A 21,909-nucleotide genomic window follows, 5' to 3' on the forward strand; every position below is an offset into this window, starting at 1 on the left:
GCTCAGCGCACCTCGGGCAGGCGGATCGTGACCTCGAGCCCACCGGCGGGCACGTTGCGGAGCGACGCCGTGCCTCCCGCCCGTTCCGCCACCGCACGCACGATCGCGAGTCCCAGCCCGGAGCCGCCGGGCAGGGCGCCGGCACCGGTCGACGGGTCCGGGTTCGGGCGGGACGTCCGGGCCTCGTCCGGACGGGTGAATCGGTCGAACGCCACCGGGATGAAGGACTCGGGCACGCCGGGGCCGTCGTCGGTGATCTGCAGCACGCCCTCGCCGCCGGTGCTCCGCCAGGACACGAAGATGCCGCCGCCGCGGGGGAGTGCGGCCACGGCGTTGCCCGCGATGTTCGTGACGAGCTGGGCCATCCCTCCGGTGTCGATCCGGTACCGCGGTTCGACGGTGCCGCCGCCGATGCCCGGGCCGGAACCGCCGACGGCGACGGGCGGCTCGAGGTCGAAGTCGACGGTGACGTCCTTCGCCGACGCGATGAGTCGGACGCGGTCGACCGCGGCCATCACCTCGTCGCCGAGGTCCGACCACGCGGTCTCGGGGCGCCGGTCGCCGTCCTGTTCACGGCGCTCCGACTCCTCGATCCGCGACAGGGCGAGCAGGTCGTTCGCCAGCCGCGACAACCGCGCGACGCTGTGCTTGGCGCGTTCGATGTGGGCGGCGAGGGCGGCGGCGTCGTTGCCGTCGAGCGAGGCGAGGTCGAGCTGGGTCGTCAGGATGGCCAGGGGCGTCCGGAGCTCGTGGCTGGCGTCCGACACCATCTGGCGTTCGCGCTCGGTCGCCTGCCGGGTCCGGGCGAGGAAGGCGTTGAGCGTGGTCGCCAGGGACGCCAGCTCGTCCTGGGCGGGGCCCACCGGCAGCTCGGCACGCTCCGGGGCCACGGAGAGCCGTTCGGCCTCGCGGCGCATCCGGTTCACCGGGCGCAGCGCGGTGGTCGCGAGCACCCAGGACGCCACGCCGAACGCGAGCAGGATGGCCAGGCCGGTCAGCGACAGCGTCGTCGTGAGGTCGTCGACCACGATGGCCTCGGCCTGCGAGTTGCGGGCGGCGACGACGGTCCAGCGGCCGGCCTCGTTGACGGGGTGCTCCACCACGACGCGGTACTCCGAGCCGGATGCCGTGATGATCGAGGTGCCGGCGGGGGTGGATCGCAGACTGCCGAGCGCCTGCTCGACACGATCGGGCATCGTCGACAGCACGATCTCGCCGGACGGGGACACGACGGCGACGAGCTGCGCGTTGCCCGGCGGCGAGAGGTCGGGGTCGCTGTCGACCTCGAGCGTGGCGACGTACGGGTCGGCATCGGCGTCGAGCAGGGTGCGGGTCGCACTCGCGACGACGCTCACCACCTGGAACCGCATCACCAGGACGAGCAGCAGGATGACGATCGCGGCGATCGCCGTCGACCCGATCGTGATCCGGGCACGCAGCGACAGCAGACGCAGCGGCCGGATCGGACCGCCGCGTCGGCGGTCCGATCGTGGGGCGTCGTCGGCCCCGCTCACGCCCCGAGCAGATCCAGGCGGTACCCGCGACCGCGGACCGTGGCGATGGCGACGGTGGCCTCGTGCGCGGTGAGCTTCTTGCGGAGGTACGAGATGTACTGCTCGACCACGTTCGGGTCGACGTGCTGCGAACCGTCCCAGACCTCTTCGAGGATCTTCGGGCGGTCGACGACACTGCCGGCGGACCGGGCGAGCAGTCGGAGCAGGGCGAACTCGGTGGGGCTCACGGCGACGCGCTGGCCCTTGATCGAGATGCGGCGGGCCTCGGAGTCGATGGAGACGTCCCCGACCTCGATCGTGCGGGGTGCCCCGGCGGACTCACGACGGCCGAGCGCACGCAGCCGAGCGGTGAGCTCGGCGAAGGCGAAGGGCTTGGTGAGGTAGTCGTCCGCGCCCGCGTCGAGCCCGAACACGCGGTCGTCGACGGCGTCGCGCGCGGTCACGAGCAGGATCCGCACGGGGTCCTCGCGCTCACGGATCCGCCGGGCGAGCTCGAAGCCGGACATGCCGGGCATCATCACGTCCACGACCGCAAGGTCGAACGCCTGCTCGCCGAGGGCGATGAGCGCCTCGACACCGTTCTCGACGGCCGTGACCCGGTACCCCTCGGCCGCGAGTCCGCGTTCCATCAGGGCACGCATCTCGTCGTCGTCCTCGACCACCAACAGCCGCATAGTGGACCTCCTCGGACCCATCGTGGCATCGAACCGGCGCGGACGGCCGTTCTGCGGGTCCGACTCGCTGAATCTCGTCACAGGACAAGGCAGAACGGTCTGTCCCACGTTCTAGGGACGTGAGCCCCGCTTGCTTCGTTGCTAGGCTCCGGCAGCGGACAGCGCGACCCGATGCGCCGCCCGCACTGGGGGATCATGAACGACTCGATCGACCACCCGGCCATCGTGCGCCTGCGCGCCGAACTGGACGCCGCGTGGAAGGGCATCGGCGCGCTCGCGCAACTCGAGGACGCACCGCGCGACCGCGTGGTCGCGGAACTGCGGACGGCCGTGCCGGACGTGGCGAGCCGTGCTGCACGCGAGGTCGGCACCGAGGCCGTCGTCGCGGAGATCAGCCGGTACGCCGACGCCGGCATCCCGGGTGCGACCGCGACCGACGTCGTGCCGACCGCGGTGATCTGGTCGGACGTCGTGCGGACGGCGTCGGAAGCGGCCTGCGCAGCGCGCTGAAGCAGACCGAGCGGCCTGCGCAGTGCGCTGACGCGGACTGACTAGTCGTCCTCCCCGAGCAGCTCGCCACGCACCCGTCGGATGTCCTCGAGCAGCGCCCCGATGAGCACCCAGTGCCGGGAGTTCGGCCGGACCACCTCGAGCGGCGCGGTGAGCGCCGGCTCGGAGGCCTCCGCCCACGGTCCGACGTCCGGCCCGGAGGCAGCAGTGTCCGCTCCGCCGACCCCGTCCACCGGGTCGAGCCGTGTCGATTCCACCCGAGCGCTCAGCGCCCGGACGTCCGCACCGATCCGTGCCACCTCGGTCGCGATGCCGTGCACCACCGGGTCGTCGCGCAGGTCCGGTGCGGTGTTGTCGCGGATCGCCCGGGTCATCCCGGTGACCCGGGTCACCAGGACGCGCAGGTGGTCGGTGGTCACCACGTCGCGGTCGAGGATCGTCCGGTGCCGGCCACTGCGCGGGTTCATCGTCAGGGACTCGCGCGCCGACCCCAGGGACGCCTCGGCCTTGGCGTGCTGCTGCCGCAGTGCGCGGGCCGCGACGAGCGCCTCGTCCCAGCGCTCGCGGTCCCACCCCTCGGTCAGGCCGATCGCGATCCGCTCGAACGCCACCGCGGTGTCACGGGCGAGCCGGGCGACGGCGAGGTGCGCCGGTTCGAGCAGCACGGGCGGCACGATGAGCGCGTTCACGACCAGGGCGACGATCGCACCGATCACGGTCTCGAGGATCCGGTCGGCGGAGTAGTTCGGCGTCACGACCCCGGCGGTGAGCACGAGCATCCCGCTGATCCCGACCTGGGTGGCCGAGGTCGGGGTGAGCCGGAGCGCCCACGCGATGAGGATCGCGAGCACGATGACGAGCAGCACGACGAACACGCCGTCGCCGAGCAGCAGGTGGAACCCGGTGGCCAGCACGACGCCGATCACGACGCCCGCGCTCCGCTCGAGCCCCTTCACGAACGACTGGTTGATGCTCGGCTGCACCACGAGCAGCGCGGCGATCGCGGCGAAGGTGGGGAACGGCCCCTGGATGACCAGGCGGCAGAGGAGCACGGCGGCGACCACCGCGACGGCGGTCTTCACGACCTGCAGGAACGGCGTGCGACTGGAGCTGCGGAGACGCGCGACCGGGTTCACACCGACCACGGTAGCCACCGGCCGCGCGCCGAGCCGTGCACGAACGCGACGAAACCCGCGCGACACGGTTGACTGATGTCGTGTGGCCCAACCATGAGCGCGTCATCCCGCAGGCCTTCGCCGGCTCCGGGACCTCCGTGGTGGCCGCGCGGGCGCACTCCGTCGAGCCCTCCGGCAACGGGTACCTGTACGGCTACGAGGTCGACACGGTGGACCGCAACGGCCAGCGCGCCACGGTCCTGACCTACGTCGACACCGGCGGCACCCACGACCAGAACAGCGCGATCGTCACCGACCCGGCGACGGGCGAACCGGTGTCGGTGTGGGCGTACCCGAACGACCCCGGCCTGCCCGTGCTGCCGCAGGTCACGTACCGCGACGCCGTCGCCGAGTTGCTGACCACGCTCGGCATGCCCGTCACCGACCCGGTGCTCACCGTGGCGGCGTACCGGCCCGGCAAGCGCGCGGTCGTGCGCGTGGACGCCCCCGAGCGCACCCTGTTCCTGAAGATCGTCCGTCCCCACCGGGTCGCACCGATCGTGCAGTCGCACGAGCAGTTCGTCGCGGCCGGTCTGCCGGTGCCGCGTGTGCTGTCCAGCCGTGGCGACGGCCTGCTCGTGCTCGAGCGCATCCGCGGCGTGCCCGCCGGCAGCCGCATCCTCGACATCGCCGACGACCCCCGCTTCGTGGCGTCGCTCGCCGCGCTGAGCGGCCGGGTCGCCACCGTCCCGATGACCCAGCAGGCGCGCGCCGACGCGATGGACCACGCCGACTGGCACCGTCGCACGCTCATCGCCGCCCTGCCGCGTGACGCCGAGGAGATCGACCGCCTGTACGACGCCATCGGCCGCCGCTCCATCGGCTGGTCGAGCTCGACCAAGCAGGTCGTGCACGGCGACCTGCACCTGGAGCAGGTCTTCGTCGACGAGGACGAGCCGTGGCGCATCTCCGGCCTGCTCGACATCGACACCGCGGGCTGGGGCTTCCCGGTCCGTGACGTCGGTGCCGTCGTCGCCCACCTCGTGGTCACCGGGCTCTGGCACCGGTCCCGAGGCGACGCCGAGCGCGGCGCCGCCGCCGAGCGCCTCGCCGACGCGATCGCCCGCGACTGGGTCGCGCGCAACCCGCGCGAGGCCGTCCGCATCGGACCCGCCATCGGCGCCCAGCTGCTCGCCCACGCCGGCGGCCAGGCGACCACCGGCTCCGCCAACGGGATCCAGACGGCCCAGCAGCTCCTCGCCGCGACGCAGGCCGCCCTGGCGGACGCGGCCCCGAGCCTCCCGACCGGTGGTTCGACCCGCCCGCGGTCCGCACCGCAGGTCTGAGAAGCGAAGCCGCTGTCGCGAAAGCGACAGTTCTGCGCGGAACATCCGCGGCGTCCTGTCGCTTTCGCGGGGTCACCGGGGCAGGGAACCGGAGACGTGTCGCTTCGGTGGGGTGAACACGACCGGAGGACGGACTGGAGGCGCGGGTCGGGCCCGCCACGGGCCTCCCGTCCGCCGTCGCGACGCGCGCGGGCAACGCGCCGGTCGCCTCCGTCGGTGGTCCGGGAGTAAACTGAGCGCGCACGCACCGCGTTCCCGCGTGCCGCGTCGATTCCGGACGCAGCCGTCGATCACTTGATCGACGCGGGGACCGGGCCGTGACCGCCCCGAGAGGGCATCACGTGCGTGTGACGACGCCGGATCCCGGCGCGGACCGTCCGAACCTGCTCCCGGCAGGTGCTCGTGTGGAACGGCTCGCGGGAGTCCACCGGACGTCCCGATGCGGGGACCGGCGATGCGGTGGGCCACGGTGGCCCGCAGCTGAACCGGAGCCGCGCCAGGCACCGGTGCAGGACTTCCCGCCCCACGGGCGGATCGCCCCGACGTGTGGGCGGAACAGGAGGAGCGTTGGCTCGATCAGGCACCCGGCGTGCTGCCGGCGGGACGCGGACCGCGTCACGTCGCACCAGGCCGCTGGACAACGACGGCGTCATCCCCGTCCTCGCCCGCGCTGTGCGCGAGGTCGAGGCCGCGGCGCAGCGCGGACCGCTCAAGGCATCGAACCGGACGAAGTTCCAGGCGGTCGCCCTGCTCATGCGCGAAGAGCGCGCGCGGGTGAAGGCCGACACGGAGCTCACCGACGCGCAGCGCGCCGAGCAGCTCAAGCGGCTCGACGGCGTGGCCACGATCCTGGCGAAGACGGCGGCGCGCGACACCAGCGTCATCCAGCTCCTCGCCGAAGAGGTGCAGGTGTCCGAGGCGACGCGTGCGGTCAAGCGAGACATGATGATCGCGGGCGGCATGGAACTGCAGCCGGAGGACCTCGTCATCGCGTCCGAGCCCGCCGCGGTGGTCGAGACCCCGGTGCGGGCCGTCGTGCCGCAGGCGGTCGTGCAGCGCCAGCTGGCGAACCCCTTCATGCCACCGGACTTCGCCCTCGCCGACCAGCCCGTCGCGCACCCGCGTCGCCTGGCGAACTGGGAACTGTTCGGGCCGCTGTTCAAGTCGTTCGAGTACGGCGCGGGCGGGGGAGCGGCGACGATGCCGCTGCCGGAGCCCACGACGCTGCACTCGCGCTCGGGCACCACGCTCATGAAGCACCAGGCGGAACTCGTCGCCGCCGCGTCGCAGGGGCACCGCACCTTCCTGCTCGCCGACGAGCCCGGCCTCGGCAAGACCGCACAGTCGCTGCTCGCCGCCGACGCCGCGAACGCGTTCCCGTTGCTCGTCGTCGTGCCGAACGTCGTCAAGACGAACTGGGCGCGTGAAGCCGAGCGCTGGGTGCCGAACCACCGCGCCACGGTGATCCACGGGGACGGCAACGACCTCGACGGGTTCGCCGACATCGTCATCGTGAACTACGAGATCCTCGACCGGCACGCCGGGTGGCTCGGCAACTTCGGGTTCAAGGGGATGGTCGTCGACGAGGCGCACTTCATCAAGAACAGGGACTCGCAGCGCGCCCGGTTCGTGCTGCAGATCGCCGAGCGCATCCGGCAGCGCACCGCCGCACCGCTGCTCATGGCGCTGACCGGTACCCCGCTGATCAACTCGGTCGAGGACTTCCGCACCATCTGGGAGTACCTCGGCTGGATCGACGACAAGAAGCCGCGCGCGAAGCTCATGAACGAGCTCGAGGAGATCGGCCTGACGCCGGCCGACCCCGGGTTCTTCGTCGAGGCCCGCCGTGCCGTCATCGACCAGGGCATCGTCCGACGCCGCAAGGTCGACGTCGCCGCGGACATCCCGGCCCGCCGGATCGCCGACATCCCCGTCGAGCTCGACGGTGACGAGGGTCGCTCCATCCGCGACGCCGAGCGCGAGCTCACCGCGAAGCTCGTCCGCCGCTACCACCAGGCGCTCGACGCCCGCACCGGGCAGGACCCGGTCGTCGGCATCGACCACAAGCTGGTCCGCCAGGTCGCACGCTGGGAGCTCGAGGACCAGGACGCCTCGTCGACCGGCGAGAACGTGTTCTCGATGGTCCGCCGCATCGGCCGGGCCAAGGCCCAGCTCGCGGCCGACTACGCGGCGCAGCTCGCCTCGAACGTCGGCAAGGTCGTGTTCTTCGCGAAGCACCTCGACGTGATGGACCAGGCGGAAGAGGTGTTCGCCCGTCGCGGGCTGCGCACCGCCACGATCCGCGGCGACCAGACGCCGACGCAGCGCACGGCCGAGATCGACTCGTTCGTGAACGACCCCGACGTCGCCGTCATCGTCTGCTCGCTGACCGCGGCCGGGGTCGGGCTGAACCTGCAGGTGTCGTCGAACGTCGTGCTCGCCGAGCTGTCGTGGACGAGCGCCGAGCAGACCCAGGCGATCGACCGCGTGCACCGCATCGGGCAGGAAGAGCCCGTCACCGCGTGGCGCATCATCGCCGCGCAGACGATCGACACCAAGATCGCCGAGCTCATCGACTCGAAGGCGTCCCTGGCCGCCCGCGCGCTCGACGGCTCGGACGAAGAGGTCGTCGACTCCGGTGACATCCAGCTCGACGCGATGGCTGCGCTGCTGACCGAGGCGCTCGGCGGCTAGCGCCGGCGCGTCCGGCGCTGACAGCAAAACACCGGTGTTCGCACTCTGAACCGCGTCATGCGCGTGTTCGGAGCGTGAACACCGGTGTTTTGCGAGGGGAACCTGCTCAGATGCGGGACTGCACCTCGGCCAGGGACGGGTTCGTCGCCGTCGAGCCGTCGGGGAACACCAGCGTCGGCACGGTCTGGTTGCCGCCGTTGACCTCGGCGACGAGTTCGGCGGTACCGGGGGTCTGCTCGATGTCGACCTCGGTGAAGGGCACCCCGGCCTTCGACATCTGGTTCTTCAGCCGGGCGCAGTAGCCGCACCACGTGGTGGTGAACATCGTGACGCCGCCGGCTTCGGGCGTGAACTGCTCGCGGGTGATCGTGTCGCTCATCCCTGCAGGCTAACCCCGGGTGCGGGGAAACCCCGCAGTGCCTGGTAGACAAGAGCGTGTGAGCCACACGCACCTCGAGATCGAGCGCACCTACGACCTGCCCGAGGGCGGTGCCCTCCCCGACCTCGTCGGCGCGGGCGGCATCCTCCGCACCGAGCACCAGGAGCCGTTCGAACTGGACGCGACCTACTGGGACACCGAGCGGTACGACCTGGTGGCCGCGCGGGTGACCGTCCGCCGCCGCACGGGCGGCCCCGACGCCGGCTGGCACATCAAGCGCTCGGAGTCGGACACGGTCCGCCACGAGCAGCAGTTCCCCCTGACCGACGACGCCGACACGGTGCCCGACGAGGTCCTCGCCGCGCTCTTCACGGAGCGTCGCGGTCGCGGGCTGCGTCCCGTCGTCCGGATCACCACCACCCGCACCGTCACCCGACTGCTCGACGAGGACGGCGACCAGATCGCCGAGCTCGCCGACGACCAGGTCACCGCACAGCGTCTCGACGACGACGCCCCCGAGACCCCGCGCACCTGGCGCGAGGTCGAGGTCGAGACCGTCCACGGCGTCGACCCGCAGATCGCCCACGAGCTGTTCGCGGCCCTCGACGGACGCTTCGCGGCCGTCGGCGCCGGCCCCGCCGCCGTCGCGTCCAAGCTGGCACGCGGGCTGGCAGGAGCACCGGCACCGCGCCTCCAGACCGAGGAGAAGCCGGCCAAGGGCACGACCGCACGCATCCTGGCGAAGCGGGTGCGCAAGCTGCGCGTCGCGCTGCTCGGCCAGGAGGCCCGGCTCCGCTCCGGCGACACGGCCGACCTCCGGCAGGCGGCCGACACCACCCTCGAGATCGCCGCGATCCTGGGCGCGTACCGCCCGGCGTTCCCCGACGGCGAGGCCGTCGACCGCGCCGCCGAGGCGGCGGACGGCCTGGCGGGCGTCACCGCGCGTGCGGCGCTGGCCGAGTACCTGATCGACCGGCTGCCGCGGGCGTCGTCGCCGGCGCAGGACGACCTGGTCGACGCGATGACCCGTGAGCGCATCCTCGCCTCGACCCGGGAACGTCGCGACCAGGCGGTGCGGGACGTCGTCGCGTTCCTGCACGGCGAGCCGTTCCTCGAACTGCTCGACGCCCTCGACGACGCGGCCGAGCGACCGGCTCCGACGGCGTGGTCGCTCCGCGCACCGAAGCAGGTCGCGCAGGACGTCGGCGCCGACGTGAAGCCGCGTGTGCGCGAGCTCGTCCGGGCCGCCGTCGCCGACGACACCTCGGACACCGCTGCCGAGCGTGAGGCTGCCGACCGGACCACCACCGAGGCCGCGTGGCAGGAGACGATGCGCGCCCGGATGGCGATGGATGTCCTCGGCGACGACGCGTTCCCGCACGCGCTGTGGAAGCGGATCGGCACCGCCGCCGACGTGCTGACCGAACGGGTGCGGTCCCTGCACGCCCTCGACATCCTGCGGGCGAACGCGGCGATCGCGGAGCGCGGGGGTGAGGGCACGTTCGGGTACGGGGTGCTCGCGGGGGACCGGGTGCGCCTGGCCGAGGAGTCCTACGACGAGGCGGTGCACGCGCTCAACCGCGTGTGAGCGCTTCGTTCGCTTGGTGAGCAGAAGAGGTCGGGTCCCGCGTTCGGACCCGACCTCTTCTGCTCACGAAGTGCGAGGCGTCGCTCAGCCCGCGGCGATCGGGTTGGCGGTCGCGGCGGCGGGCGTCTCGTCGGCGAGCCCGAGCACGTCGAGCAGCCAGGCGAGTTCGAACGCCCGCTCCTTCCACGACGCGTAGCGACCGCTGACACCACCGTGGCCGGCGGACATCTCGGTCTTCAGCAGCACCGGCGCGCCGACCTCGCGGAGCTTCGCGGTCCACTTCGCGGGCTCGACGTACAGCACGCGGGTGTCGTTGATCGAGGTCACGGCGAGGATCTGCGGGTACTGCACGTCGTCGCGGACGTTCTCGTACGGGGTGTACTCGCTCATGTAGCGGTAGACCTCGGCGTCGTGCAGCGGGTCGCCCCACTCGTCCCACTCGATGACGGTGAGGGGCAGGTCCGGGTCGAGGATGCTCGTCAGGGCGTCGACGAACGGCACGGCGGCCAGGATGCCGGCGAACCGCTCTGGTGCGAGGTTGGCGACCGCACCCATCAGGAGCCCGCCCGCGCTGCCACCCTCGGCCACGAGGCGGTCGGCGCTCGTGCGGCCGGACTCGATCAGGTGCTCGGCGACCGCGACGAAGTCGGTGAAGGTGTTCTTCTTCGTCAGGGTCTTGCCGTTCTCGTACCAGTGCCGGCCGAGCTCACCGCCACCACGGACGTGCGCGACGGCGAAGACGACACCGCGGTCGAGCATCGACAGGCGCATGACGCTGAAGCCGGGGTCGATCGAGTGTTCGTACGAGCCGTAGCCGTAGAGGTGCAGCGGTGCCGGGGTGCCGTCCTCGACGGCGTCACGACGCCAGACGAGCGAGATCGGCACGCGGGTGCCGTCCGACGCGGTCGCCCAGTCGCGCTCCTGCACGTAGTCGGCCGGGTCGTAGCCGCCGAGCACGGGCTGGCGCTTCAGGACGGTGACCTCGCCGGTGGCCAGGTCGAGGTCGCTGACCTCGGAAGGGGTCACGAACGACGTGTACCCGATCCGGAGCGTCGGCTGCTCCCACTCCGGGTTGCCGCCGAGCCCCGCCGAGAACAGTGCTTCGTCGAAAGGGACCTCGTGCGCGTCGCCGTAGCCGTCGCCCTCGATCGGGATGATCGCGACGCGGGGGAGCGCCTCGGACCGGTACTCCAGGGCGAGGTGCCCGGCGAAGGCGTCGACCGACTCGATGCGTCGTTCGGTGTGGTGCGCCACGACGACGCGGCGGTCACGCTCGGACGTCGGGTCGTCGGCGGGGACGTCGACGAGCTCGAAGTTCTCGGCGCCGTCGTTGTGCAGCACCAGGAACCGGTCGCTGCCGCCGACGATGGCGTGCTCGATCTCGTACTCGACACCCTCACGGCGGGGCCAGACGACCTGGAACTCACCGGTCGGGTCCGCGGCGTCGAGGACGTGCGCCTCGGACGTGATCTTCGAGCCGAGCTCGATGACGATGTACTGCGACGAGCGGGTGACACCGACGCCGACCCAGTAGCGGTCGTCGGGTTCCTCGAACACCAGGACGTCCTCGGACGCCGCGGTGCCGACCGTGTGGCGCCAGATCTTGTCCGGACGCCACGACTCGTCGACCGTGGGGTAGAAGACGTAGCGGCCGGCCGGGTCGAACGTGGCGCCGGCGCCCGTGTTCGGGATGGCTTCGCCGAGGTCGGTCCCCGAGGCCAGGTCGCGCACGTGCAGGGTGTACCGCTCGTCACCCTCGACGTCGATGCCGTAGACCAGGCGGGTGCCGTCGTCGCTGATGTCGTAGGTGCCGAGGGAGAAGAACTCGTGGCCGTCGGCCAGGGCGTTGCCGTCGAGGACCACCTGCTCGCCGGGGAGTGTCGACTCACCCTCGACGACGGCGGGCGGTGTCCAGTCGTCGGGGCCGGCGACGGGCACGCGGCAGTGCACGCCGTACTGGCTGCCCTCGGCGGTGCGGGTGAAGTACCACCAGTCGCCCATGCGGACCGGCACGGAGAGGTCGGTCTCCTGGACGCGGCTCTTCACCTCGGCGAAGATGCGGTCCCGCAGCGGCGCGAGGTGCGCGGTGGCGGCGTCGGTGTGGGCGTTCTCGGCTTCGAGGTACGCCAGGGTGTCGGGGGATTCCTTGTCCCGCAGCCACTCGTAGTCGTCGACGAAGTCGATGCCGTGGTGGGTCCGTGTCACGGGCCGCTTGGCGGCGCTGGGCGGTGTGGATGCGGTGTGCTCGTTGCTCACCGTCCCACCCTATTCGCCCGCACCCCCGGTCAGGCCGCCGTGCGCTCGCGCCCGCCCACCGCCGCCTGCACCCGCTGCTCGAACGCCTCGAGCTCGTCGACCACGGCCGGTGCGACCCACGCGCGGTCACGGCGACGACCGGTGACCGGACGGAGCACTCCCGCCGACACCAGGTCGTGGGTGACGCGCTCGACCTCGTCGTCGGTGAGCAGGGTGTCCAGGTGCACTTCGGTCAGGACGGGGTCGTCGGCGAGCGCACGGCCGACGACGGCGTGCGGGCCCGAGGCGCAGGGGCCGACGGACCGATCGGCGTCGTGCTCGGCGAGCAGCAGGGCGCTCAAGGTCGCCTCATCACAGACCGTCCCGAGCGCGAGGGCCAGGTCGACCACGAACCCGGTGACCTTGCCGTCGCGGTACTGCTCGAGGTGCCGGAAGTACCGCCGCCGATCCGCCGCGAGCGCGGTGGCCACCGGTGCCGTCACCGTCGTGGTCACCCCACGTCGCCGCAGCACGGCACCGATCAGCGCGCGCCCGATCCGACCGTTGCCGTCGGTGAACGGGTGGATCGACTCGAACTGGGCGTGGGCGATCGCGGCCTGGGCGATCGGGTGCAGGTCCACGCGGTGCACGAACGCGAACAGGTCGGCCATCAGCGGTGCCACGAGCTCGGGCGGTGGTGGCACGTACACGGCGTCGCGGGGTGTGGCACCGCCGCCGATCCAGTTCTGCACGTCGCGGTACCGGCCGGCGTACCGTCCGTCCACCGGGTCGTCGCGCATCAGCAGGCGGTGTGCCTCGAGCAGGGAGGCCTCGGTGACGGTGCCCGAGTCCGCTCCGGACACCAGGTGCTCGACGGCGCCGCCGGCCCGGACGACGGCGGTGGCACCGGCGTTCGCCCGGATGCCGACGAGGGCCCGTGCCAGGTCGTCGATCGACGCGGACTCGTCCTCGATCCGCGACGACGCCACGGCTTCGGTCCGGCCGAGCACGGACCCGAGCGGCGCGAGCCGGGAGCCGTGGTGGACGTCGAGGGCGCGCAGGGCCGTGGCGCTCCGGTCGAGCAGCGCGACGGTGTTGTCGTCGGGCGTCCACCGGGCCCTCGCGATGGACGGGGGCAGCGACACCCGCACGGTGGTCACCAGCCGGTCGTCACGGCACCCGCGGACGGTGCTCCGCCACGGTCGCTCGCTGCGTTCGTGCGTGGGCCAGGTGTCGCTCCGGTGTGCCATCCCGCGACGGTAGAGCCACCCGGACGCTCGACGCCAGGAATCGGTATTTCGCCCGCTCGCCGCCTGCCGCCGCCTGCCGCCGCGGGCCCGCCCGGCGGCGCCGCCCGACCCCCCGGCCCCGCCGCGCGCCCCTGCGACGGCACCCGCCCGCGCACCGCGCCCCCGCGTACCGTTGGTGCCATGAGCAACTCCTTCGCGATCATCGGTGCCCACGTCGTCCCCGTCTCCGCTCCAGCCTTCGACGGCGGCGCGGTCGTCGTCGAGGACGGCCGGATCACCGCGATCGGTCCGGACGTCTCCCCGCCCGAGGGGATGACGGTCATCGACGCCGCGGGTTCGTGGCTCGTCCCCGGCTTCGTCGAGGCGCACGGCCACGTCGGCATCCACGAGGAGGCCAACGGCGAGGCCGGCAACGACACGAACGAGATGACCGCCCCGAACATGGCCGGCGTCCGCGCGATCGACGCGATCGACATCGACGACGAGGGCTTCCGGGACGCCCTGGCCGGCGGGATCACGAGCATCGTCGTCAAGCCCGGCTCCGGCAACCCGATCGGCGGCCAGAGCGTCGCCATCAAGACCTGGGGAGGCCGGACGATCGACGAGCAGCTCATCTCCGACTCGGTGAGCGTGAAGAGCGCTCTCGGCGAGAACCCGAAGCGCGTCTACGGCGGCAAGGGCCAGACGCCCTCGACCCGGCTCGGCGTCGCGAAGATCATCCGCGACGCCTTCGTGGAGGCGCAGAACTACAAGGCCGCCCGTGACGCTGCCGCCGCGAAGGACGAGCCGTTCGCCCGCGACCTGACGAAGGAGACGCTCGTCCGGGTGCTCGACGGCGAGCTCGTCTGGGACCAGCACACCCACCGCCACGACGACATCGCCACCGCGATCCGCCTGTCCGAGGAGTTCGGCTACCGCCTCGTCGTGAACCACGGCACCGAGGCGCACAAGATCGCCGACGTGCTGGCTGCCAAGGACATCCCGGTCATCTACGGCCCGCTCTTCACCAGCCGGTCGAAGGTCGAGCTCCGCGACCGCGGCATCCCGAACCTCGCCACGATCGCGGCAGCCGGGGTCCGGGTCGCGATCACGACGGACGCGCCGGTCGTGCCGATCAACATGCTCGTCGACCAGGCGACCGCCGCCGTGAAGGAAGGCCTGCCCGCCCAGACCGCACTCGAGGCCCTCACCGTCAACCCGGCCGAGTTCCTCGGGTTCGGGGACCGCGTCGGTCGCCTGGCCGAGGGCTACGACGCCGACCTCGTGCTCTGGGACGGCGACCCGCTCGACGCGACCAGCCGCGCGACGCGCGTCTGGATCGACGGCAAGCCCGTCTTCGCGTGGGCCGACGGAGCCGGCGTCACCACCCCGCGCTGGTAGCGGGTGCAGAGCCGGGAGGCCCGGATCGCGACGTGCCTGCGGGTCGCGATCCGGGCCTCCAGGCCGTTGCGCCGGGGGCGCCGCGTGCTCAGACCTCGCGCGCCAGCAGGAAGTCGTTGATCCGCGTCGTGAGCTCGGCGTCGATCGGACGCGCGTCGCCGTTCACCGAACGGATCGGCGCAGCCTGCCGCACGCTCGACACGAGCCAGAGCGCGTCCGCCGCCGCCAGGTCGGCGAGGGTGACGAGTTCGTAGGCGGTCTCGATGCCCTCCTGCTCAGCGAAGCGGAACACATCGGCCTGCGTCGTGCCGGCCAGGATCCCGATGTCGGTGCGGGGCGTGACGAGCCGGTCGCCGACCTTCATGATGAGGTTGGCGCGCGTGCCCTCGAGCACGTAGCCGTCGCTCGAGACGAACAGGGCGTCGTCGGCGCCGCGGCGGACGGCCTCGCGCAGGGCGGCCATGTTGACGCCGTACGACAGCGTCTTCGCGCCCTGCAGCAGCCACGGCGAGGTGCGCTCGACGTCGTGCCGGTACCCGCGGTCCAGGATGACGACGGAGATGCCCTCGGTGCGTGCGGCCGTGGAGTCGCCCGACGGCGCGGCGTAGACCCACCCGGTCGGGCGGTCGGTGCCCTCGACGCCGCGGGTCAGGACGGTCTTGGCGAAGGCCTCGCGCACCGGGTCGAGGCGGGCGCAAACGGCCTCGATGGCCTGGCGCCAGGCCTCCGGGTCCGGGGTGGGCAGGTCGAGCATCGCGGCGGAGCGGCCGAAGCGGGCGAGGTGCGCCTCGAGGGCCTGGGGCCGACCGTCGATCACCGTGATCGTCTCGAACACGCCGTCGCCGCGCGTGACGCCGAGGTCCTGCACCTGCAAGTGCTCCTCGAGCGGCTTCGCCCAGGTGAAGGCGTCGGCCGCGGGGTCGTGCGGCGCAGCGTCGCGGGAGGGCTGGTTGAGGACGGCGAGCACGGTTTCGGTCATGCGTCCATCCAACCGCAGCTCAGCCGGCTTCGGGCAGCGCGCCCAGCAGCTTCCACACGGCGGGCGTCAGCTCGGGGTGCTGCAGCGCGATCCGGCGCAGCCGGTGGTACTCCTCGCCCAGCTTGGTGCCCTGCCCGGACGCCGGGTGGCTCGACCACTGTGCGTGCCGCTTGCCGATCGCCTCGTCCAGGTCGACGGCGTCCGCGCGCAGGATCAGCACGACCTGCTCGTCGACGGTGGGGAGCGTCGGCATGAACTCCCACGGGTCCTCACCCTGACGGCTCCGGTGCTCGACGAGCATCGAGATCTCCTCGGCGGCCTCGGCGCGCAGCACTTCGAGGCTGCGCCCGGTCCTGCGGGGCTCAGCCATGGTGCCCCCGCAGCACGCCTGCCATGGGAAAAGCGTACGACACTCCATCGGTCACACTGGACGCGTGACCCTTCGCGACGAGAGCAAGTCCCAGCATCCCCGGGTGGTGGTCGTGTACCTGCTGCGCGACGGCGAGTCAGGCCCCGAGGTCCTGCTGGGGGAGAAGCGCCGCGGCCTCGGCACTGGCCGTCTGGTCGGCCCCGGCGGCAAGCGCGAGCCCGGCGAGTCGGCGGTCGAGACCGCCGTGCGCGAGGTGCGTGAAGAGGTCGGCCTGCGGCTCGACGCGGTCGACCTGGAGGCCCGTGGCACGTTGGACTACCGGTTCCCGTACCGACCGTCCTGGTCCCAGGTCTCGGACGTCTTCGTCTGCCGCCGCTGGCAGGGAGACCCGTCGGGCTCCGACGAACTGGAGCCGCGGTGGATCCCCGTCGACACCGTGCCCTACGACGCGATGTGGGACGACGCCCGCTACTGGTTGCCGGGGGTGCTCGCGGGCGGCAACGTCCGGGCGCGGTTCACGTTCGCCGAGGACGACGCGACGGTCGCCGGGTTCACCGGGACGGGCGTCGGCGTCGGCGTGGAGGACTAGCTGCTTGCTGCTTGCTGCTAGCGCGGCTGCTGGGTGCGGGTGCTGCCGGTGCGCGCTTCCTCGGCGGCGGCCATGACGTCGGCGTCGCCGCTCCGGCCGCCCAGGGGTCGCACGAAGAAGTCGATGATGCCGACGACGATCGCGCCGATCATCGAGAACATCGCCCACCCCACGAACAGCCCGGCGGTGCCGCGGCCGTCGGCGGGCGCGAGCAGGACGCTCGCGGCGTAGAAGCCGACCGTCAGCACGAGGAACACGACGACGACGGTGATGAGGACGCGGTGCCAGGTGATGCGCGGGTTCATCCGATCAGGATACGCGTCAGCGGTCGGCGTGCTTGCCGTGCGGAGCCGCCGCTGGTCGCGGTTCCTTCCGGTTCGCGGGGCGCTGCACGGCGATGCGCCCGGTCGGCGTCGCATCCGGCTCGAGGCCGTCGCGACCGCCGGTGAAGACGTCACCGCCGGTGCGGTCGTCCTCCCAGTCGTCGTCCCGCAGCACGCTCAGGGTGCCGGTCTCGGTGGAGGTCAGGCCGTGGCGCTCGAGCTCGGCGTCGCGCTGCCCGCCGAGGAACTCGCGGTTGGCGGTGTTGGCGTCCTGGAACATCGTGGTCCGGCCGGTGACGATCGCGCGGATCCGTCGGCGCTCCCACCACTTCTTGCCGAAGTACATCAGCACCAGGCCGGCCGTGGCGTAGCAGGCCATCGTGATCAGGCCGCGAGCCGGGCCGGGGCCGACGCCGTAAACCTGGTGCTTGATCATGTCGACCATGCTCGAGCCGACGACGACGTTGTTCAGCCAGGCGAAGGGCTCGGGCATGAACCACTTCGGGTAGGCGCCGCCGGACGACGGCATGGACAGGAAGACGAAGCAGATCATCGCGGGTGCGGCGATGAACCGGCCGACGAAGTAGCTCAGGCCGTTCACCGCCAGGCCGATCGCCACGATCCAGCCCCAGGCGATGAGCACGAGCTGGATCCAGTGCCCGTGGATGGCGCCGAGCACGGGCCCGGCGAGCGTGTTCGTGATGAGCGAGATGACGAGGCCGCCGACCACGATCACCGTCATCCGGGTGCGGTGCCGGAGCGGGCCGCCCATGATGCCGATGAACATCGCGACCATGTAGCCGCCGATGCACCACGCGAGCATGACGTACATCGCGACGGTGCCGTACTCGTCCCACGCGGGCAGGGGTGCGAGCTCGGTGACCTTCGGGGTCGCGACGCCCAGGCCGGTCAGCACCGCGGTGAGGGTGGCCGGGACGAGGCTCGCGACCTGGAACTGGTGGGCGCTCGCCTTGAAGAACTCGTTCGCAGCGGGGTCGTACGCGACCGCCATCGAGCCGCCGACCACGTCGCGCTTCGCCTGCGCGAGCGAGTCGTACGTGTGGAACACGAACTCGCCGGGCAACGCCTGCTGCACCGCCTGCACGAACGCCGGGTCGCTGCCGATCAGGGCGATCGGGACGTCGTGCGGGTGCGGGGCGTGGAACGCGAAGACGTAGCACAGGCAGAACCCGACGATGAAGAACAGCGGCATCCAGAGCTGCAGGCCGATCAGCTGCAGCGACGGGTGCAGGGTCGAGTACCACCGGCGGTAGGCGCCGTGCTGCTGGGGCGCGGGTACCGGAGCCTGTCGCCGGGGTCCCGAACGCGTGTGCCCGGCGACCTTGCCACCACGACGCGGCTTGGTCCCGCGTGCGGAGGGCCGGGTCCCGCGCGGCTTCGGCGGCGTGGGACGGGAACCACCGGGGCGCTCCGGTCCGTCGTCGTTCCTGGGGACGTCGTTCCGCGGCGTGCTCACTCGGCGCTCTGCTCCTGCTCTCGATCGGAGCGCCAGGATACGCCCGGGGTGCTCAGGAGCGACTGCGCGACGCCTGCGCCGAGTCCATCGCGAGCTCCTCGGCGTCGAGGGTCACGAGCACGCGGCGCATGACCTCCTCGTCGAGGTTCCCCTTCTCCCGCTCCTCGAGCACGATCTCGCGGCGGCGGTCGAGGAGCTCGCGCCGGATGTCCTGGATCTGCGAGCCACGGAGGCGCAGTGCGACGTTCCGCCCCTCGTCCTCTTCTTCCTCGGCGTCCTGACGGAACGTCTCGGCCTGACGCTCGAGTCGCGCCTTCAGCCGGTTCACCACCGAGTCGACGGCCTCCGAGCCGTACTGCTTCGCCCACGCCGGGCGCCGCTTCTCGAGCAGCTCGATCGCGGCCTCGGTGGTGCGCTGGTTGAGCCGCATCTCGCTGCGCACGTCCTCCTCGCCCTCGGCCGGGTCCTGCACCTTGAGCGCGCGGATGACGAACGGCAGGGTGAGTCCCTGCAGCAGCAGGGTGCCGACGGTGACGAAGAACGCGATGATGAAGATCGTGTCCTGCGCCGGGATCTGTGTCGGGCTGGCCACGACCGACACCGCTGCGGCCAGGGTCACCACACCGCGCATGCCCGTCCAGGAGATGACCGTGAGCTCCCGCCAGTTGAGCTTCGGCTCGGCCGAACCACGCATCCAGCGCAGCGACGGGTGCCCGCGGGACAGCTTGATTCGCAGCGGGCGGAGCCACTTCCCGTTGAACCGGTTGCGCGCGTAGGACTCGAACACGAACAGCGGCCGCACCAGGATCACGACGACGAGCACGACGGCCGCGGCGGTGAGGGTCTGCCCGAGACTCCGCTCGCTCTCGACCAGGTCCTGCACGACGGTGTTGAGCTGCAGGCCGATGAGCGCGAACACGAAGCCCTCGAGGATGACGTCGATGCTCGTCCAGAGCGGGCGCTCCTGCAGGCGGGTGGCGTAGCCCTCCTTCGGCGAGTTGTAGCCGATGTACAGGCCCGCAGTGACGACCGCGATGACCCCGGAGCCGGACAGGTCCTCGGCGAGGATGTAGGCGACGAACGGCAGCAGGATGCTCATGATCGTCTCGACCACGGGGTCGTTGATGCGCATCCGGATCCAGTGCACGACGACGCCGAGCACGATGCCGACGACCAGACCGACGCCGATCGCCAGGCCGAAGATGCCGAGGTCCTGCCAGATCGTCAGCGACGTGCCCGCGATGATGAGCGTGAACACCCGCACCAGGGTCAGCGAGGCCGCGTCGTTGATCAGGCTCTCGCCGGACAGCACGGTCATGACGCGGCGGGGGAGTCCGAGCTTCCGGCCGATCGCGGCGGCGGACACCGCGTCCGGCGGGGCGACGATCGCGCCGAGCAGGATCGCCGCAGGCAGCGTCATGTCCGGGATGAGCAGGTACGCCACCCCGCCGACGACCAGGGCGGTGACGATCACCAGGAAGATGCCGAGCCGTCGGATCTGCTTGATCGAGCCGCGGAAGCTCTGCCACGACACGTCGAGGGCCGCCGAGTAGAGCAGCGGCGGCAGGATCACCGTGAGGATGACCTCGGAGTCGATCTCCATCGGCGGCAGCCCGGGCAGGAACGAGGCGGCCAGGGCGACCGCCGTGACGAGCAGCGGAGCGGGGAGCCCCTTGGCTCGGGCGAACCCCGTCACCGCGAGCGATCCGATCAGCAGGATGAGGAGCTCAGCGGTGTCCATGGACGCATTCTCCCATCGGCATGGTTCCGAAGCTGAACGAGTGTGAAGCTGCGGTGAACAACAGGTTGCCGATCAGGTTTGCTCGAAGGGCCGACGCCTGGGACACTTGCCCGCGGTGGACATCACACTCATAGTCGTCCTGGTCATCGCGTTGGCCCTCTTCTTCGACTTCACAAACGGTTTTCACGACACCGCCAACGCGATGGCGACCCCGATCGCGACCGGCGCCATGAAGCCCAAGGTGGCGGTCACCGTCGCTGCGGTGCTCAACCTGGTCGGTGCGTTCCTCAGCACCGCCGTGGCGACGTCGATCTCACACGGGTTGATCAACGAGGGGCCCGGTGGCGTCGCCATCAGCCCCGAGATGATCTTCGCGGGCCTGATCGGGGCAGTCGTCTGGAACATGATCACGTGGCTCCGCGGGCTGCCGTCATCGTCGTCGCACGCGCTGTTCGGCGGGCTCATCGGTGCCGCGATCGTCGGCGCCGGGTTCCAGTCGGTCAACTACGTCGCGCTGCTGACGGTGGTGATCATCCCGGCGTTCGCCTCGCCCGTGATCGCCGCGCTCGTGTCGTTCCTGTCGACGCGCATCGCGTACCGGATCACGAAGCGTCCGGTGTTCCCGAACGAGCGCGGCGGGTTCCGCATCGGGCAGGTCTTCACCAGCTCGATGGTGTCCCTGGCGCACGGCACCAACGACGCGCAGAAGACGATGGGTGTCATCACGCTGACCCTCATCGCCTCGGGCGCGCAGTCGTCGAACCAGGGCGTGCAGTTCTGGGTCGTCGTCGCCTGTGCCCTCGCGATCGCCCTCGGCACCTACACGGGCGGCTGGCGCATCATCCGCACCCTCGGCTCGGGCATCACCGAGATCCGTGCGACGCAGGGCTTCGCCGCCGAGGCCTCGACCGCCGCGACGATCCTCGCCTCCAGCCACCTCGGCTTCGCGCTGTCGACCACGCAGGTGTCCTCGGGCTCGATCATCGGCGCCGGGCTCGGCCGCCGCGGCTCGAAGATCCAGTGGTCGACCGCCGGCAAGATCGTCATCGCCTGGTTCATCACCCTGCCCGCGGCCGCCGCGGTCGGTGCGGTCGCCTCGGGCATCGCCCGCCTCGGCGTCATCGGGCTCGTGCTCGACGCCGTGATCGGTGCCGTCGTCATTCTCGGGCTGTACCTGTGGTCGCTCCGCAAGCCGCACGAGCAGGCCTCCGCGATCGAGGTCGACGTCGCCGCGAACGCGGTCCTGACCCGCAAGGAGCTGCGTGACATGCAGCGCAAGAAGCGTGCCGACGCGGTCGCCCAGCGTCGCGCCGAACTGAGCCGCGAGCGCACGCTCCGTCGCATGGCGGCCCGCAAGGGAGGCCGTCGCTGATGGGCATCGACTGGTTCGCATTCCTCACCGTGGCGCTCGTCGCCGTCGTCTCGTCGTGCTTCGTCGTCGCCGTGTACTCGGTCGGCCTCCGTCTCTGGAGCGCCGCCGACACCCGCGAAGGCAAGTTCACCGTGAAGGACGACGGCACGATCGGCCCGGCCACCGCCGGCTTCCCGAACCCGGCCGGAGCCTCGGCGGCCGCACGTGCTCTCCGCGCCGCGGCCATCGCGTGCTTCGTCGTGTGCGGCGCCGTCGTGCTCTACGGCATCTACCTCATCGTCCCGCAGTTCCACTGACGGGCACGCTCACCGAGTGAGCAGAAGACGCCGGGTCGCCCCTCGCGACCCGGCGTCTTCTGCTCACTCGTCGCGGG

The 21,909-nt window shown here is 71.7% G+C and carries 19 protein-coding genes; 8 read left to right on the forward strand and 11 right to left on the reverse strand.

Features of this window, described 5'->3' with window-relative positions; translation table 11 throughout:
- Positions 1-2: 2 nt before the first annotated feature.
- Together DEJ01_RS04425 and DEJ01_RS04430 are read right to left on the reverse strand one after the other, a co-directional pair.
- Complete coding sequence (locus tag DEJ01_RS04425; protein WP_111030518.1) at positions 3-1,514, reverse strand: cell wall metabolism sensor histidine kinase WalK; 1,512 nt, start codon at positions 1,512-1,514, stop codon at positions 3-5.
- Positions 1,511-2,188: a response regulator transcription factor gene (locus tag DEJ01_RS04430; protein WP_017885962.1), complete on the reverse strand. Its 678-nt coding sequence runs from the start codon at positions 2,186-2,188 to the stop codon at positions 1,511-1,513. Before DEJ01_RS04430 ends, DEJ01_RS04425 begins: the two co-directional genes overlap by 4 nt.
- 171 nt (positions 2,189-2,359) lie before the next feature.
- Between DEJ01_RS04430 and DEJ01_RS04435 the strand changes: the two genes are divergently transcribed.
- Positions 2,360-2,698 (forward strand): hypothetical protein, encoded by a 339-nt coding sequence (locus DEJ01_RS04435; protein WP_027464726.1) that lies wholly within the window; start codon positions 2,360-2,362, stop codon positions 2,696-2,698.
- A gap of 41 nt (positions 2,699-2,739) precedes the next feature.
- Here the strand turns inward: DEJ01_RS04435 and DEJ01_RS04440 are convergent, their stop codons facing one another.
- Positions 2,740-3,834, reverse strand: coding sequence for an aromatic acid exporter family protein (locus DEJ01_RS04440; protein WP_111087568.1), 1,095 nt, complete (start codon positions 3,832-3,834; stop codon positions 2,740-2,742).
- A gap of 80 nt (positions 3,835-3,914) precedes the next feature.
- On the opposite strand from DEJ01_RS04440, the gene DEJ01_RS04445 reads away from it, so the two are divergent.
- Together DEJ01_RS04445 and DEJ01_RS04450 are read left to right on the forward strand one after the other, a co-directional pair.
- Positions 3,915-5,159 carry a phosphotransferase enzyme family protein gene (locus DEJ01_RS04445; protein WP_111092304.1) on the forward strand — a complete coding sequence of 415 codons (1,245 nt, stop codon included), beginning with the start codon at positions 3,915-3,917 and terminating at the stop codon, positions 5,157-5,159.
- Positions 5,160-5,726: 567 nt separating this feature from the next.
- The gene (locus tag DEJ01_RS04450) at positions 5,727-7,853 is read left to right on the forward strand and encodes a DEAD/DEAH box helicase (RefSeq protein WP_181433242.1); all 2,127 of its coding nucleotides are present in this window, start codon (positions 5,727-5,729) and stop codon (positions 7,851-7,853) included.
- 106 nt (positions 7,854-7,959) lie between these two features.
- Here the strand turns inward: DEJ01_RS04450 and DEJ01_RS04455 are convergent, their stop codons facing one another.
- Positions 7,960-8,232, reverse strand: a complete 273-nt coding sequence (locus DEJ01_RS04455) for a mycoredoxin (protein WP_071405571.1) — start codon at positions 8,230-8,232, stop codon at positions 7,960-7,962.
- Between the two features lie 58 nt (positions 8,233-8,290).
- Here DEJ01_RS04455 and DEJ01_RS04460 point away from each other — a divergent pair, with 58 nt between their 5' ends.
- The gene (locus DEJ01_RS04460; RefSeq protein ID WP_181438354.1) at positions 8,291-9,820 is read left to right on the forward strand and encodes a CYTH domain-containing protein; all 1,530 of its coding nucleotides are present in this window, start codon (positions 8,291-8,293) and stop codon (positions 9,818-9,820) included.
- Positions 9,821-9,904: 84 nt separating this feature from the next.
- Here DEJ01_RS04460 and DEJ01_RS04465 read toward each other — a convergent pair whose 3' ends face one another.
- On the reverse strand, positions 9,905-12,076 hold the full coding sequence (locus tag DEJ01_RS04465) for a S9 family peptidase (RefSeq protein ID WP_111092306.1): 2,172 nt from the start codon (positions 12,074-12,076) through the stop codon (positions 9,905-9,907).
- A 29-nt stretch (positions 12,077-12,105) separates the two neighbouring features.
- Positions 12,106-13,305, reverse strand: a complete 1,200-nt coding sequence (locus tag DEJ01_RS04470) for a Fic family protein (RefSeq protein WP_111092307.1) — start codon at positions 13,303-13,305, stop codon at positions 12,106-12,108.
- A gap of 180 nt (positions 13,306-13,485) precedes the next feature.
- On the opposite strand from DEJ01_RS04470, the gene DEJ01_RS04475 reads away from it, so the two are divergent.
- Positions 13,486-14,685: an amidohydrolase gene (locus DEJ01_RS04475; protein ID WP_111092308.1), complete on the forward strand. Its 1,200-nt coding sequence runs from the start codon at positions 13,486-13,488 to the stop codon at positions 14,683-14,685.
- An 88-nt stretch (positions 14,686-14,773) separates the two neighbouring features.
- Here DEJ01_RS04475 and DEJ01_RS04480 read toward each other — a convergent pair whose 3' ends face one another.
- Both DEJ01_RS04480 and DEJ01_RS04485 read right to left on the reverse strand, forming a co-directional pair.
- Positions 14,774-15,664, reverse strand: a complete 891-nt coding sequence (locus DEJ01_RS04480) for an aminodeoxychorismate lyase (protein ID WP_111092309.1) — start codon at positions 15,662-15,664, stop codon at positions 14,774-14,776.
- A gap of 19 nt (positions 15,665-15,683) precedes the next feature.
- The gene (locus tag DEJ01_RS04485) at positions 15,684-16,034 is read right to left on the reverse strand and encodes a tryptophan synthase subunit alpha (protein WP_111038858.1); all 351 of its coding nucleotides are present in this window, start codon (positions 16,032-16,034) and stop codon (positions 15,684-15,686) included.
- Between the two features lie 64 nt (positions 16,035-16,098).
- Between DEJ01_RS04485 and DEJ01_RS04490 the strand changes: the two genes are divergently transcribed.
- Positions 16,099-16,623, forward strand: a complete 525-nt coding sequence (locus DEJ01_RS04490; RefSeq protein ID WP_181438355.1) for an 8-oxo-dGTP diphosphatase — start codon at positions 16,099-16,101, stop codon at positions 16,621-16,623.
- A gap of 17 nt (positions 16,624-16,640) precedes the next feature.
- Here DEJ01_RS04490 and DEJ01_RS04495 read toward each other — a convergent pair whose 3' ends face one another.
- The 3 genes from DEJ01_RS04495 to DEJ01_RS04505 are packed head-to-tail and all read right to left on the reverse strand — an operon-like array spanning position 16,641 to position 20,164.
- Entirely contained in the window at positions 16,641-16,928 is a 288-nt protein-coding gene (locus DEJ01_RS04495) for a hypothetical protein (RefSeq protein WP_027464737.1), read from the reverse strand.
- A 16-nt stretch (positions 16,929-16,944) separates the two neighbouring features.
- A complete protein-coding gene (locus tag DEJ01_RS04500) occupies positions 16,945-18,423 on the reverse strand; it encodes an ABC transporter permease (RefSeq protein ID WP_111038860.1) in 1,479 nt (492 codons plus the stop codon).
- A 52-nt stretch (positions 18,424-18,475) separates the two neighbouring features.
- On the reverse strand, positions 18,476-20,164 hold the full coding sequence (locus DEJ01_RS04505; protein WP_111092311.1) for a sodium:proton antiporter: 1,689 nt from the start codon (positions 20,162-20,164) through the stop codon (positions 18,476-18,478).
- A 115-nt stretch (positions 20,165-20,279) separates the two neighbouring features.
- Between DEJ01_RS04505 and DEJ01_RS04510 the strand changes: the two genes are divergently transcribed.
- Together DEJ01_RS04510 and DEJ01_RS04515 are read left to right on the forward strand one after the other, a co-directional pair.
- Complete coding sequence (locus tag DEJ01_RS04510; protein WP_035807670.1) at positions 20,280-21,536, forward strand: inorganic phosphate transporter; 1,257 nt, start codon at positions 20,280-20,282, stop codon at positions 21,534-21,536.
- Positions 21,536-21,832, forward strand: a complete 297-nt coding sequence (locus DEJ01_RS04515) for a hypothetical protein (protein ID WP_027464739.1) — start codon at positions 21,536-21,538, stop codon at positions 21,830-21,832. The genes DEJ01_RS04510 and DEJ01_RS04515 overlap by 1 nt, the downstream gene beginning before the upstream one ends.
- Positions 21,833-21,909 lie beyond the last annotated feature (77 nt).

Source organism: Curtobacterium sp. MCLR17_040 (assembly GCF_003234735.1).
GTDB classification, from domain to species: Bacteria; Actinomycetota; Actinomycetes; order Actinomycetales; family Microbacteriaceae; genus Curtobacterium; species Curtobacterium flaccumfaciens.